The organism is Agromyces protaetiae, assembly GCF_004135405.1.
Taxonomy (GTDB): domain Bacteria; phylum Actinomycetota; class Actinomycetes; order Actinomycetales; family Microbacteriaceae; genus Agromyces; species Agromyces protaetiae.
This window is the reverse complement of the sequence record NZ_CP035491.1, coordinates 3,205,801-3,219,103: the sequence shown is the minus strand read 5'-3', so window position 1 is coordinate 3,219,103 and position 13,303 is coordinate 3,205,801. Positions and strand designations below refer to the sequence as shown.

At 71.2% G+C, this 13,303-nt stretch carries 13 protein-coding genes; 8 read left to right on the top strand and 5 right to left on the bottom strand.

The window, feature by feature from the left end; all coding sequences use genetic code 11:
* The first annotated feature begins 24 nt into the window (after positions 1-24).
* The 5 genes from ET445_RS15010 to ET445_RS14990 all read left to right on the top strand — a co-directional run bounded on the left by ET445_RS15010 (position 25) and on the right by ET445_RS14990 (position 5,376).
* On the top strand, positions 25-1,347 hold the full coding sequence (locus ET445_RS15010) for a M50 family metallopeptidase (RefSeq protein ID WP_165314419.1): 1,323 nt from the start codon (positions 25-27) through the stop codon (positions 1,345-1,347).
* Complete coding sequence (locus ET445_RS15005) at positions 1,347-2,516, top strand: sensor histidine kinase (protein ID WP_129191987.1); 1,170 nt, start codon at positions 1,347-1,349, stop codon at positions 2,514-2,516. The genes ET445_RS15010 and ET445_RS15005 overlap by 1 nt, the downstream gene beginning before the upstream one ends.
* 13 nt (positions 2,517-2,529) lie before the next feature.
* Complete coding sequence (locus tag ET445_RS15000; RefSeq protein ID WP_129191986.1) at positions 2,530-3,195, top strand: response regulator transcription factor; 666 nt, start codon at positions 2,530-2,532, stop codon at positions 3,193-3,195.
* A 97-nt stretch (positions 3,196-3,292) separates the two neighbouring features.
* Positions 3,293-4,612, top strand: a complete 1,320-nt coding sequence (locus ET445_RS14995; protein WP_129191985.1) for a hemolysin family protein — start codon at positions 3,293-3,295, stop codon at positions 4,610-4,612.
* A gap of 440 nt (positions 4,613-5,052) precedes the next feature.
* Complete coding sequence (locus ET445_RS14990) at positions 5,053-5,376, top strand: SHOCT domain-containing protein (RefSeq protein ID WP_129191984.1); 324 nt, start codon at positions 5,053-5,055, stop codon at positions 5,374-5,376.
* Between the two features lie 6 nt (positions 5,377-5,382).
* Here ET445_RS14990 and ET445_RS14985 read toward each other — a convergent pair whose 3' ends face one another.
* Positions 5,383-6,195 carry an SDR family NAD(P)-dependent oxidoreductase gene (locus ET445_RS14985; RefSeq protein WP_208008441.1) on the bottom strand — a complete coding sequence of 271 codons (813 nt, stop codon included), beginning with the start codon at positions 6,193-6,195 and terminating at the stop codon, positions 5,383-5,385.
* 101 nt (positions 6,196-6,296) lie between these two features.
* Between ET445_RS14985 and ET445_RS14980 the strand changes: the two genes are divergently transcribed.
* Both ET445_RS14980 and nhaA read left to right on the top strand, forming a co-directional pair.
* Entirely contained in the window at positions 6,297-6,512 is a 216-nt protein-coding gene (locus tag ET445_RS14980) for an NAD(P)-binding domain-containing protein (protein WP_129191983.1), read from the top strand.
* Positions 6,509-8,548 (top strand): Na+/H+ antiporter NhaA, encoded by a 2,040-nt coding sequence (gene nhaA, locus ET445_RS14975; protein ID WP_129191982.1) that lies wholly within the window; start codon positions 6,509-6,511, stop codon positions 8,546-8,548. Before ET445_RS14980 ends, nhaA begins: the two co-directional genes overlap by 4 nt.
* Positions 8,549-8,564: 16 nt before the next feature.
* Here nhaA and ET445_RS14970 read toward each other — a convergent pair whose 3' ends face one another.
* The 4 genes from ET445_RS14970 to ET445_RS14960 form a co-directional block, all read right to left on the bottom strand.
* Positions 8,565-9,818 (bottom strand): low temperature requirement protein A, encoded by a 1,254-nt coding sequence (locus ET445_RS14970; protein WP_129191981.1) that lies wholly within the window; start codon positions 9,816-9,818, stop codon positions 8,565-8,567.
* A 67-nt stretch (positions 9,819-9,885) separates the two neighbouring features.
* Entirely contained in the window at positions 9,886-10,062 is a 177-nt protein-coding gene (locus ET445_RS17340) for a hypothetical protein (RefSeq protein WP_165314418.1), read from the bottom strand.
* Positions 10,056-10,628, bottom strand: coding sequence for a hypothetical protein (locus ET445_RS17335; RefSeq protein ID WP_165314417.1), 573 nt, complete (start codon positions 10,626-10,628; stop codon positions 10,056-10,058). Before ET445_RS17335 ends, ET445_RS17340 begins: the two co-directional genes overlap by 7 nt.
* 120 nt (positions 10,629-10,748) lie before the next feature.
* Positions 10,749-11,933 (bottom strand): acetyl-CoA C-acetyltransferase, encoded by a 1,185-nt coding sequence (locus ET445_RS14960; RefSeq protein ID WP_129191980.1) that lies wholly within the window; start codon positions 11,931-11,933, stop codon positions 10,749-10,751.
* A gap of 115 nt (positions 11,934-12,048) precedes the next feature.
* On the opposite strand from ET445_RS14960, the gene ET445_RS14955 reads away from it, so the two are divergent.
* The gene (locus ET445_RS14955; protein ID WP_129191979.1) at positions 12,049-13,248 is read left to right on the top strand and encodes a substrate-binding domain-containing protein; all 1,200 of its coding nucleotides are present in this window, start codon (positions 12,049-12,051) and stop codon (positions 13,246-13,248) included.
* The last annotated feature ends 55 nt before the right edge of the window (positions 13,249-13,303 follow it).

Below are 13,303 nucleotides of genomic sequence, written 5' to 3'. Positions count from 1 at the left end.
AGCAAGCGGCGCTACGCTCATCCGGTGGATTCCGTGCTCGCATTCGTGATCGGCGTACTCATCGTCGTCGTCGGCCTCGCCCTGTCGATCGGCCTGCACGAGATCGGGCACCTCGTGCCCGCGAAGCTCTTCAACGTCAAGGTCGTGCAGTACATGATCGGCTTCGGGCCGACCGTGTGGTCGCGCAAGAAGGGCGAGACCGAGTACGGCATCAAGGCGATCCCGCTCGGCGGCTACATCTCGATGATCGGCATGTTCCCGCCCGGCAAGGACGGCGAGACGAAAGCCGCATCGACGGGCTTCTTCCGCGGGCTCGTGCAGGACGCGCGCGACTCGAGCACCGACTCCATCACGCCCGGCGACGAGGACCGCGCGTTCTACAAGCTCGCCGTGTGGAAGCGCATCATCGTCATGCTCGGCGGCCCGTTCATGAACCTCGTGCTCGGGGTGCTGCTGTTCGGGGTGCTGGTCACGGGATTCGGCATTCCGCGGGACAACTTCGTCGGCTCGGTGTCGGAGTGCGCGCTCCCCGCCTCGAGCGCACGCGACACGTGCGAACCCGGTGATCCGCAGGCACCCGGCTCTCTCGCCGGACTCAAGCCCGGCGACCGCATCCTTTCGATCGACGGCACGCCGATCACGAGTTGGAACGACTCGACGCAGATCATCCGCGACCATCCTGGCGACCCGCTCGCTTTCGTCGTCGAGCGTGACGGCACGTCGGTCGACCTCACGGTGACGCCCATGCTGAGTGAGCGGCCCGCGCTCGACGAGAACGGGCGTGTGGTGACCGACGCGTCGGGCAAGGAACTCACCGTCGAGGCCGGGTTCGTCGGCATCGGGCCGGCCGCAGTCCGGGTGCAAGGGCCGATCACCGAGGTTCTGCCGACGGTCGGCCAGCAGATCCAGGGCGTCGCAGGCGTCATCCTGAACCTCCCGCAGCGCATGATCGACACCGCGAACGCCGCCTTCGGCCCCGGTGAGCGCGACCCCAACGGCCCCATGAGCGTCGTGGGCGTCGGCCGCGTCGCGGGCGAGGTCGCCGCCGCCGAGCAGCTCGAGTTCGTCGACCGGGCCGCCGGCATCGTCGGCATCCTCGCGTCGCTCAACATCGCGCTTTTCGTCTTCAACCTCATCCCGCTGCTCCCGCTCGACGGCGGCCACATCGCGGGCGCACTGTGGGAGGGCATCCGCCGCGGCTGGGCGAAGCTCTTCAAGCGCCCCGACCCGGGGCCCGTCGACCTCGCGAAGCTCATGCCGCTCACCCTCGGCGTCGCGATCCTCCTCGGAGCGATGAGTGCCCTGCTCATCTACGCCGACATCGTGAAGCCGGTGGCGCTCTTCTGATGCCGGGAGGGTACTGGAGCGAACGCGGTCCGCAGCCAGGCGGGTTCCGCCCGCCCGCGGTGCTCGCGGTCGTGATCCCGGCCGTCGTGAGCTTCCTCGTCCAGGTGCCCGCGTCCGTCGGCATCGCGGTCTGGACGCACGAGTCCGCGTCGACGGCCGCACTCTCGATCTCGCTCGCCGTCGCGGGCCCGCTCGCGCTCCTCGCGTCGAGGCGGTGGCCCGGCCCGACCGTCGCGGTCGTCGCGGCGCTCGCACTCGCCGACGTGCTCCTCCTCCCCGACATTGGACCGCCTTACATCGCCGTGGGGTTCGCGATCATCCTCGGCGTCGCGCGCGGGGCGCTCGTCTGGACGGCCGTCTCGGCGGGCGTCGCCTGGGTCGCAGCCGTCGTCCTCGGCACGCTCGCGGGCGTCGACTGGCATCCGATCCGCATCGCCGCGACCACCGCGGCGCTCGCGCTGTGCTTCGGCATCGGCTGGTTCATCCGCGTCCGCCGGGGTCGTGCGCAGGCCTACCGAGTCGAGGCCCAGCGCCGACGCCAGATCGCCGAGCAGCGCGAGCGCGTGCGCATCGCGCGCGAACTCCACGACGTCATCGGCCACGCGCTCTCGCAGATCCACGTCCAGGCGAGCGTCGGCCTCCACCTCATGGACCGCGATCCCGAGCAGGCGCGACAGGCGCTCGCGACCGTCAAAGAGACCTCGAAGCTCGCGCTCGACGAGGTGCGCAGCGTCGTCGGCGTCATCCGCATGGGCGACGCGCCGCTCGCGCCGCAGGCCGAGCTCGACCAGCTGCCGCGGCTCGTGGCGGGCGTGCGGTCGCCCGACCTCGACGTGTCGCTCGACGACCGGCTCGGCGCGACTCAGGCCGACCGCCCCGGCCGCTCGGTGCAGTGGGCGGTGTACCGCATCGCGCAGGAGGCGCTCACGAACATCGTGCGGCACGCGCACGCGTCGCACGCGTCGGTGTGCGTCGAGCGGGCCGCCGACGACGTCGTCGTGACCGTCGAAGACGACGGTCGCGGGTTCGACTCCGAGGCGGATGTCTCGGGCGCGGGCCTCCTCGGCATGCGCGAGCGTGCGGAGCTCCTCGGCGGCGAGATCGAGCTCGTCCCGCGCGAGGGCGGCGGCACCCGCGTCGTCGCGAGGCTCCCGTGGAGCGCCGTGTGATGCGGGGCACGCGGTGATCCGGGTCGCGCTCGCCGACGACCAGCACCTCGTGCGCGCGGGCTTCCGCGCCCTCCTCGACTCGGAGGACGACATCGAGGTCGTCGCCGAGGCCGCGACGGGGGAGGAGCTCCTCGCGCGGCTCGCCGAGACATCCGTCGACGTCGTCCTCATGGACATCCGCATGCCCGGCGGCGACGGGCTCTGGGCGACCGAGCGGATCGCCGCCGACGCGGCCCTCGACGGGGTCAAGGTCGTCGTCGTGACGACGTTCGAACTCGACGAGTACGTCGCCCGGGCGGTGCGCGCGGGCGCGAGCGGGTTCCTCGTGAAGGACACCGAGCCCGCCGACCTCGTACGGGCCGTGCGCGTCGTCGCCGCGGGCGACGCGCTGCTCTCGCCGGGGGTCACCAGGCGGCTCCTCGACCGCGTCGCGAGCGGGCTCCGCGAGACGGCCGACGCGCAGGCGCTCGACGTCCTCACCGACCGCGAACGCGAGGTGCTCGGACTCGTCGGCCTCGGGCTCACGAACGAGGAGATCGCCGAGCGGCTCGTCATGAGCCCGCTCACCTCGAAGACCCATGTGTCGCGCATCATGGCGAAGCTCGGCGCGCGCGACCGCGTCCAACTCGTCGTGACGGCCTACGAGACCGGACTCGTCGCGCCCGGCTGGCAGAACTGACGCGGGCTCCCGCCCGCCGCGTCGCTACTCGCCCGGGGCGGCGGCGCGATAGCCTCATGAGAATACGCGAGCACGGCGCGCGAGGGGAGCGTGAGGGGTGACCGGCGAACTCTGGCTCAGCATCGCGCTCGTCATCGTGTTCGTGCTCATCGGCGGCGTATTCGCGGCGACCGAGATCGCCCTCGTCACCCTCCGCGAAAGCCAGGTCAACGCGATCGCCGAGCGCGGCAGGCGCGGGCAGAAGGTCGCCGAGCTCGCGCGCAACCCGAACCGATTCCTCTCCGCCGTCCAGATCGGCGTGACCGTCGCGGGCTTCGCATCGGCCGCGTACGGCGCGTCGTCGATCGCCCCGGCACTCGTGCCCGCGCTCACGTCGATCGGCATGGGCGAGCAGGTCGCCTCGACGGTCGCGACGATCGCGCTCACCCTCGTCATCGCGTACCTCTCGCTCGTGCTCGGCGAGCTCGTGCCCAAGCGCCTGGCCCTGCAGCACAACGCGCGCTTCGCGTACGCCGTCGCGCCGATCCTCAGCGGCTTCGCGACGCTCGTGCGGCCCGTCATCTGGTTGCTGTCGGTCTCGACCGACTTCCTCGTGCGGCTGTTCGGCGGCGATCCGAACAAGACCGTCGACGCGCTGAGCGACGAAGAGCTGCGCGACATCGTGTCGACGCACGGCGGGCTTCCCGAAGACGAGCGGCGCATCCTCGACGACGTGCTCTCGCTCCGCCACCGCCAGATCAGCGAGGTCATGCGGCCGCGGCCCGAGGTCGTCGCCCTCGACGGACTCGGCACCGTCGCCGACGCCGTCGAGCGCGTGCGCGACCTGCCGTACTCGCGCTACCCGGTGCTCGACGGCTCGATCGACGACATCACGGGGTTCGTGCACGTGCGCGACCTCTTCGAGGCGGCGCTCGACGACCCGACCTCGCCGCTCATGGGCATCAGCCGAGACATCCCGTACCTGCCGTCGACCGCGCGCGTGCTGCCGACGCTCACGAGCATGCGCGCCGACGGCCACCAGATCGCCGTCGTCGTCGACGAGTACGGCGGCACCGACGGCATCGTGACCCTCGAAGACCTCGTCGAAGAGGTCGTGGGCGAGATCTTCGACGAGTACGACACCGACGAGGCGCCCGGCGAACTCGCCGAAGGGGGCGGGCTCGTCGACGGACGGCTCAACTTCCAGGACTTCGAGGATGTCACGGGCATCGCCCTCGAACGCGGCGCCTCCGACACGATCGCGGGGTTCGTCGTCGAGCATCTCGGGCATCTCGGGCGCGTCGGCGACACGATCGAGGTTCCGGGGGCGACGATCCAGGTCACGGCCGTCGACCGCCGCCGCATCGCCGAACTCCTCGTGACGCCGAAGCCGGCCGCCGACGAGTCGTCGCAGGCCGCGCCTCCGTCGGCCGAGTAGCGAGCGCAGCAAGCCTCCGAGACCGTTCGACGGGTCTCGCGACCCTCCTTCGTCGCGCCTCCAACCGCCGCTTCTTTCGACCTCGGGGCCGGCGCCCGGAGCGGAGACCGTCACCAGGGGATGAGCCCTCGGTTCCGCGCGGCGGTGCCGAAGTGCCGCCGGTGCGAAGGTGCTGCGATCCGCGCGCGGCGCGTTCGCGGATCGTGGGGAGGATGGTGCCGAAGTGCCGCGTGCGCGGCCGGAGGATGCATTTCGGTGGGGCTCGCGGGGTCGGCGGGTGGAGAGGAGTGCGCGGGTGGACGTTGATCCCGGGACCGGTCAGCGGTGCTCCCGGGGGAGCAGTCGAGGTGTCTCCCCGAGGCGGATTCGCGATCGGCCGCCGGCGGCTTGACTCGATTCGTCGGCCCGACCCAGGGCCGCGCGAATCGAAAGGCGACACCATGTCGACAGCACTCGCCGCCGCGGCGATCACCGCCCACGCCGGTCCGTGGGCGGGTCCGTGGGCGGCCGGATTCGGGTGGGTGTTCTTCCTCATCCCGATCTTCTGGATCCTGTTCTTCGTGCTCCTCTTCACGTTCGTGGGGCGCCGCTGGCGCCGTGCGGCGTGGTCTGGCGAGCACCCGTACGGCCCGCCGTGGGCGCGGGGTGCGTCGGCGAGCGCCGAGCGGACCCTCGCCGAGCGGTTCGCGAAGGGCGACATCGACGAGGTCGAGTACCGCGCCCGCCTCGAGGTGCTGCGGGCGAACCGGCCGAACGCGGGCTGACGAGGGTCAGCGCGCAGGCAAGTAGGGCGTGAGCGCGGCCGCCGTCCACTCCGCGAGGGCGGCCGCGAGCGCGTCGTCCCTGGCTTCGGCGCTCGGGGCGGCAACGCGCCGCTCGTCGAAGTACTCGCCGCCCGAGGCATCCGCCGAAAGCGCCGCGACGACGTTCTCGGCGCCCGACTCGACGCTCGCGCCGCGCGACGCGAACATCGCGTGCAGCAGGTCGGTCGAGATCACCCCCGGCTGGAGGCTCACGGCCGTGATCTCGCGCGGCAGGCGCCGCTGCAGCGATCGCGTGAAGAGGATGATCGCGAGCTTCGAGCGGGCGTAGGCGCGAACTGGGTCGTAGCCGCGCTCGAGTTCGAGGTTCGGCAGGTCGAGGCTCGCCATCTCGTGCGTCGCCGACGCGAGGTTCACGATCCGCGCCCCGTCGGCGAGCGAGCCGAGCAGCCACTCGGTGAGGAGCGCCATCGCGAGGTAGTCGATCTGCAGGGTGCGCTCGTGGCCGTCGTCGGTCACCCGGCGGACCTCCGCGCCGGGCACGCCCGCATTGTTCACGAGCCCGTCGATCGGGCCGCCGGCCTCGTGCGCGATCGTCGCCGCGGCATCCGAGACATCCTGGAGCCTCGCGTAATCGCACCGCACGTACACGACCTCGGCGGGCCCGTCGCCGATGCGCGCGAGCGCGCCCGCCACGGCTTCGGGAGCCTCGGGTCCCTGCACGACGAGCCGCCTCGCCGTCCTGGCGAGGATGCGCGCCGTCTCGAGGCCGATCCCGCTCGTCGCACCTGTGACGACCACGGTTCCCGCCCGCACGTCCATGCTCGCCCTCCCATTCGCCGCAGAACCGGACGATACTGGACTTCCAGCGGCGCCGACAGGCTCGGCGACCGGTGTGAGGCAGGCCACGGCAGGGGGTTCGGATGCGGATCGCGGTGCTCGGAAGCGGGCGGCTCGGCGACACGCTCGCCGCGGGCTTCGCCGCGGCGGGGCACACGGTCGTCATCGGGTCGCGCCGCGCGGGCGCGGGCGCGGGCGGCGGCGCGGTCTCCGAGAATCCCGACGCACGAGGCATCCCGGTGCGTGCGATTCCGGATGCGACAGCGGAAGCGACGGCCGGCGCGGAGACCGCCCGATGAGCACGAATCTGACCCTCATCGAGCGCTCGCCCGACCCCGAGCACCCGCACGAGCACACGTCGCACCCGTCGATCGCCGAGAAGATCCACGCGCTCGGCGAGCAGCGGATCGCCGCACTCCTCCTCGTCATCGCGACCGTCCTCGCGATCGTGTGGGCGAACGCCTCGCCCGACTCGTACGAGGGCTTCTGGGACACCCACCTACGGTTCGGGATCGGCGACGATCTCAACCTCGAGTTCACCCTGCACGCGATCGTCAACGATGCGCTCATGGCGATCTTCTTCTTCACGGTCGGCCTCGAAGTGCGCCGCGAGTTCGCGATCGGCGAGCTCACGAGTTGGTCGCGCGCCGTGGTGCCCGTCGTCGCGGCGGTCTTCGGCCTCGCCGTGCCCGCGCTGCTGTTCGTCCTCATCGCGTGGAACACCGGCCAGGCGCACGCGTGGGGCGTCGTCATCTCGACCGATACGGCCTTCCTCGTCGGCGCGCTCGCGCTCGTCGGGCCGAGGGCGCCGGGGCGCCTCCGGGTGTTCCTCCTCGCGCTCGCCGTCGTCGACGACATCGGCGCGCTCTCGATCATCGCCCTCGTCTACACGTCGAACTTCACGCCCCTGCCGCTCATCGTCGCCGCCGTCGGACTCGCGGGCGTCTACTTCACGCGCTACCTCCGCCGAGGGCGCGGGCCCATCTACGTCATCCTCGCGGTCGTCGTGTGGTTCGCGTTCCTCGCGTCGGGCGTGCATCCGACGCTCGCGGGCGTCGCGATCGCGCTCCTCGTGCCCGTGTACCGGCCCGACCGGCGCGAGGTGGAGCAGGCCCTCGAACTGGCCCGGATGTTCCGCCAGTCGCCGAACACCGAGTACGCGCGCGCCGCCGCGAACAGCCTCCGCGAATCGATTTCGATCAACGAGCGCCTGCAGTCGGCGTTCGCGCCGTCGGTCGCGTATGTCATCCTGCCGCTCTTCGCACTCGCCAACGCGGGCGTGCACGTGAGCGGCGAGATCCTCGCCGACGCGCTGCGCTCGCCGATCACGTGGGGCATCGTCGTCGCGCTCGTGGCGGGCAAGTTCATCGGCATCTTCGGGTCGACGGCGCTCATGCGACGGTTCGGCATCGGACAGTTCGGGCCGGGGCTCACGCAGTCGCGCATCGCGGGCGGCGCGGCGCTCTGCGGCATCGGGTTCACGATCGCGCTCTTCATCGTCGACCTCGCGATCACCGACGAGGAGATGCAGAACGCCGCGCGCGTGGGCGTGCTCGCCGCCTCGGTGCTCGCGTTCCTGTTCGGCTGGTTCCTGTTCAAGGTAGGGGAGCTGAAGCACCCCGTCGAAGAGCGCGGCAAGGTGCTCGAACGGCCCGTCATGCCCGGGCGCGACCACATCTCGGGCCCGCCCGATGCGCCGCTCACGATCGTCGAGTACGGCGACTTCCAATGCTTCTTCTGCTCGCGCGCGTCGGGATCGATCGACGAAGTGCGGAAGGCCCTCGGCGACCGGTTGCGGTACGTGTGGCGGCACGCGCCGCTCACCGAGTACCACCCCAATGCGCTCGCCGCGGCCGAGGCGACCGAGGCGGCCGACCGGCAGGGCAAGTTCCGCGAGTTCGCCCGCAGCCTGTTCGCCGACCAGGAGCACCAGTTGCCGAGCGACATCATGCGCCGCGCGCAAGAGCTCGAACTCGACACGGCGCGCTTCGAGGAGGATCTGCGCTCGCCCATCATCGCGGGCCGCGTGCGCGACGACATGCTCGACGCCGAGTCGATGGATGTCACGGCGGTGCCGACGTTCTTCCTCAACGGCCGTCGGCATGTCGGCCCCTACGATGCGGCGACCCTGATCCGCGAGCTCGAGACATCCGGCCCCGACCCCACGCGCCGCGACCGCCCGGTCGAAGGCGCCCTCTCGAACGATCTGCCCGACCCGCCCGAGGTCGCCGCACGCGATGCCGCCCTGTCGCCGCGGGGCGACGTAGACCCGCAGCGCGACGTAGGTCCGCAGCGCGACGCCGAGGCATCCGGAAGCGCCGAGCCGCAGCCCTGAGCCGCGCGCGCGACGCTCAGCCGAGCGTGCGTGCGAGCGCCGCCTCGACGTGCCGGTGCCCCGCCGTCTCGTAGCCGACGATCGCGACGACGGGCGCGAGTGCCGTGATGAGGATGCCCCATCCGAGCGTCGCTCCGGCCGCGACCGCGACGACCGCGAGCGCGAGCACGACGAGCGCGCCCGCGAAGAGCAGCGCGTGGAAGAGGTCGACCTCGTGCAGGAGGAACGCGTGCAGCGTCGCGAGGCCCGCGAGGAACACCGCGACGGGGATCGTGAGCGTCAGCATCGCCTGCACGTCGTCGATATGTGCGACGCCCTCGATGACGAAGGCCGCGACATGGAGGCCTGCGCCCGTCGCGACGAGGGCGCCGAACAGCACGATGTGACCGTAGCCCCACGTGAACGACCGTCGCCGGTGGCGCGCGAGCACCTCGCCCGACGGCATCATGAAGTACACCCACCACAGGCCGAAGGCGAGGAGCGTGCCGCCGAAGGCGACGAGCACCGCTTCGAGCGTCCACCCCTGCTCCTCGACGACGGCCGAGATCGCGAGGATCGTGCCGAGGATGATCTCGCCGAGCGTGATGATGACGAGCAGGCTGTAGCGTTCGGCGATGTGGTGCGCGTGCCACGGCGTGCCGCCGCCGCGCATCCGCTCGGCGACGACCGGCCCGACGACCTCGAACGCCGCGAGCGCGATCCACAGCACGATCGTGAGCGCGAACGGCGGGTTGACGAAGATCATGACGATCCAGCCGGCCTGCGAGATCGCGAGGACGGTCGCGTAGACGAGGGCGGTCCGGCGGTAGCCGGGCGCCTGCTTCGCGATCCGCAGCCACAGGGCGAGCGTCGAGACGCGCATCACGACGTACCCCGCGACGAGGATGCCGTTGTCGATGTGCACGCCCTCGTCGAACGAGTCGAACAGCGGAGGCATCCCGAGCGCCATGATGAGCACGCCCACCATCTGCACCATCGTCGCGATGCGGAAGAAGACGTCGTCGGTGTCGAACGCCGACGCGAGCCATGAGTAGTTGATCCACGCCCAGCAGATCGCGAACACCGCGAGGAAGAACGCCCAGAACGCCGACGCGAAGTGCCCGAGTTCGAGCAGGTGCGCCATCTGCGTGCCCGCCTGGCTGAACGCGACGACGAACGTCAGGTCGTACAGCAGTTCGAGCGGCGTCGCCGCGCGGTGCGGCTCGTTCGGGTCGCGGCCCGTCATGCGCCGCAGTCGGTGGTCGAGGCGCCCGGATGTCTCGTGCGTCATGCGTGCATCGTCGCACGCGCCGTGACGCCGACGCGAGGGCCGTGCGTCTCGCGATCTCCGGGGTGGGTCAGAGCGTGCACATCCTGAAGAAGACGAGCTCGCCTGTGAACGTTGCCGCGTCGGGTGCCGACAGGATCCTGAGGAATCCGTTCACGCGGCTCACGCCCGTGTTGACCGTGGCGCTGAGGAGAGTCGCGAAGCTCAGCACGATTCGGCCGGATTCGCCGAGTTGCGCGGTCAGCACGCGGTCGACGGTGAGCACATCCCTGGAACGCCGAGTTCGAAGCGTTCCGGAGAGGCATCGACCACGGCGCTCGCCTCGGCATCGAGGTACTTCCGGGCTTCGCCGCAGACGATGGCGCGGAGTGTGCGCTTGACGGCGACGGTCGCGGCCGCTTTCCTGGCCGGTGTCGTGATGAACGGCATGGCCGCTTGACCGGCGATGGAGACCGCGTCGTTCGCGATGCCGGTGGTGAGCGCGTCGGCCTGCCGGATCGCAGCATTCCAGGCGATCGCAAGGGCCCGAACCCGAGCAGCTTCCAGAATCTCCGCCCAGGTCCGCGACGAGATGCCCGGTTCCTGCTGCTTCGGGAGCTTCTGCAGGGGAGCGGGAATCTCGATCTTCTTGCTCTTGGAAGCAGACCCGAGACCCCTGATCATGTCGTCGACCTTGTTCCCGAGGTTGCGGAGCGCATCATCCCATCCCGGCGGCGGGGTCCAGAGCGCGACCGTCGTGGGCGCCGCGGTCGCGGGCTGGGCGATGCCGGCGGTGGCGGCGAGCGCGGCGGTGATGCCGGCCGCGGCGAGCACCTTGAAACGACGCCGGATGTTCATGACGATCTCCTTCGATCGTCGGGTCATCCAGCGGTCTACGCGTGTCCTGGCGGGGCGTGATCAGGGCGCACCCTGAGACCGTCCTCCGTATCGTCCCTATCGCGAGAGCAGCAGCGCCTCGCCCTGCCCGCCGCCGCCGCACAATGCGACGGCCGCCTTGCCGCCGCCGCGACGCGAGAGTTCGAGGGCGGCGTGGAGGGCGAGGCGTGCGCCGGAGGCGCCGATGGGATGTCCCAGGGCGATCGCTCCGCCGTGGATGTTGACGCGTTCGTGGTCGAGGCCGAGATCGCGGGCCGACTGCAGCGAGACGGCGGCGAAGGCTTCGTTGATCTCGACGAGGTCGAGGTCTTCCGCGTTCCATCCTTCGCGGGCGAGGGCGGCGGCGATCGCGTTGGCGGGCTGCGAGTGGAGCGAGTTGTCGGGGCCCGCGACCTGGCCGGGTGCGCCCACGAGCGCGAGCCACGGGAGGCCTCGCGCCTCGGCCCACGCGCGGCTCGCGACGACGACCGCGGCGGCGCCGTCGGAGAGCGGCGACGAGTTGCCCGCCGTGATCGAGCCACCCTCGGCGAACGCCGGGCGGAGGCCTCCGAGGGTCTCGACGGTCGAGTCGGGGCGGACGCCCTGGTCGGCGTCGACGATGAGCGGGGCGCCTTTGCGTTGCGGGATCTCGACGGGCACGATCTCGTCGGCGAAGACGCCGCCGGCCTGCGCAGCGCCCGCACGCACGTGCGAGGCGGCCGCGATCTCGTCTTGCTCGAGGCGTTCGAGGCCGTAGCGCGCGTTGAAGCGCTCGGTCGAGGCGCCCATCGAGTCGTGGTCGAACGCGTCGGTGAGGCCGTCGTTCGCGGCGTGGTCGAGGAGCTCCCACGAGCCGTACGCCTTGCCCGCGCGCGAGCCCGGCAACAGGTGCGGCGCGTTCGTCATCGACTCCTGGCCGCCCGCGACGACGACGTCGGCCTCTCCCGAGCGGATGAGTCGCGCCGCGTCGGTGATCGCGACGAGCCCCGAGAGGCACACCTTGTTGACGGTCGTCGCGGGCACACGCCACGGAATGCCGGCCGCGACGGCCGACTGCTTGGCGGGGTTCTGCCCCGCACCGGCCTGCAGCACCTGCCCGAGGATGACGGCGTCGACGTCGTCGGGAGAGACGCCCGCCTTTGCGAGCGCGCCGCGGATCGCGATCGTGCCGAGTTCGACGGCCGTGAGTGCGCCGAGATTGCCGCTGATGCGGCCGAACGGGGTGCGGGATCCGGCGATGAGGACGACATCGGTGGTGGGCATCTTCGGCTGACTCCTTCGTCGGGGTTGCGGTGCGTCTTCGCTGACTCTAGTGTACGTTTCTGAAACCTGAACCACCTGTCAGGTTAGACATCGTCGTCACTGGAAGAGGCACATCATGCGGGTTACAAGGAAGTACCTGGCACCGGCGGTGCTCGCCGTCGCCGCCCTCGCGCTCGTCGGCTGCGCGCCGACCGCGACCCCGGGAGGCGGTGATGCCACCGCTGACGCCGCAGCCCCGGTCACGGTCGGCATGATCACTTCGCAGACCGGCCCGCTCGCCGCGTACGGCGCCGCCTACACGGCGGGCTTCGAAGCGGGCCTCGACTACGCGACCGACGGCACGGGCACGGTCGACGGCCGCGAGATCGACCTCGTGTGGGAAGACGACCAGGGCAATCCCGACACCGCCGTCGCCAAGGCGAAGGACCTCATCGGCCAGGGCGTCCAGATCATCGCGGGCACCGTCGTCTCGGGCATCGCGACGACCCTCGCCGAGCAGGCCGCCCAGAACAAGATCCTCTACATCTCGGGCCCCGCGGCGACCGACGCCGTCACGGGCGTCAACGAGTACACCTTCCGCTCGGGTCGTCAGACCTACCAGGACGTCGCGACCGCGGGCACCTTCATCGGCGACCCCGACGGCAAGAAGGTCGTCGTCTTCGCCCAGGACAACGCGTTCGGCCAGGGCAACCTCGCGGGCGTGCAAGCGGTGCTCGGCGGCAAGGGCGCGACGGTCGAGGGGGTCCTCGTCGCCGAGGACGCGACCGAGTTCACGCCGTTCGCGCAGCAGCTCCTCGCAGCACAGCCCGACCTCGTCTTCGTCGCGTGGGCCGGCGCCTCGTCGGGCGCGATGTGGACGGCGCTCCAGCAGCAGGGCGTGTTCGAGTCGACGCCCGTCGTCACGGGCCTCGGGGATGTCTCGACGTACAACGCCTACGGCGACGCGAGCGCCGACATCTCCTTCCTCAACCACTACTTCGCCGGCGCTGCGGGCACCGACGTCGAAGCGGCGATGATCGAGTCGCTCGATGCGGCGGGTGCGACGCCCGACCTCTTCTCGCCCGACGGGTTCGTCGCGGCGCAGATGATCGTGCAGGCGATCCGCGAAGGCGGCGACACCGTCGACGGCATGATCGCGGCCCTCGAGGGCTGGTCGTTCGAGTCGGTCAAGGGCGAGGTCACCGTGCGCGCCGAGGACCACGCGCTCATCCAGCCCATGTACCAGGTCAAGCTCGTGCAGGACGGCGCGAACTGGGTGCCCGAACTCATCGAGACGATCGACGCCGACGAGGTCGCGCCGCCCGTCGCGGGCTGACCGGCGCACCCAGCCCTTCCACGACGACCGGCGGCCGCCGCGAGGCGGCCGCCGG

Bases quoted from the DNA above. Each gene is read 5' to 3' on its own strand.
- ET445_RS14955 (WP_129191979.1), top strand. From the start codon at position 12,049: ATGCGGGTTACAAGGAAGTACCTGGCACCGGCGGTGCTCGCCGTCGCC.
- ET445_RS14970 (WP_129191981.1), bottom strand. From the start codon at position 9,818: ATGACGCACGAGACATCCGGGCGCCTCGACCACCGACTGCGGCGCATG.
- ET445_RS14960 (WP_129191980.1), bottom strand. From the start codon at position 11,933: ATGCCCACCACCGATGTCGTCCTCATCGCCGGATCCCGCACCCCGTTC.
- ET445_RS14980 (WP_129191983.1), top strand. From the start codon at position 6,297: ATGCGGATCGCGGTGCTCGGAAGCGGGCGGCTCGGCGACACGCTCGCC.
- ET445_RS14990 (WP_129191984.1), top strand. From the start codon at position 5,053: ATGTCGACAGCACTCGCCGCCGCGGCGATCACCGCCCACGCCGGTCCG.
- ET445_RS15005 (WP_129191987.1), top strand. From the start codon at position 1,347: ATGCCGGGAGGGTACTGGAGCGAACGCGGTCCGCAGCCAGGCGGGTTC.
- nhaA (WP_129191982.1), top strand. From the start codon at position 6,509: ATGAGCACGAATCTGACCCTCATCGAGCGCTCGCCCGACCCCGAGCAC.
- ET445_RS14985 (WP_208008441.1), bottom strand. From the start codon at position 6,195: ATGGACGTGCGGGCGGGAACCGTGGTCGTCACAGGTGCGACGAGCGGG.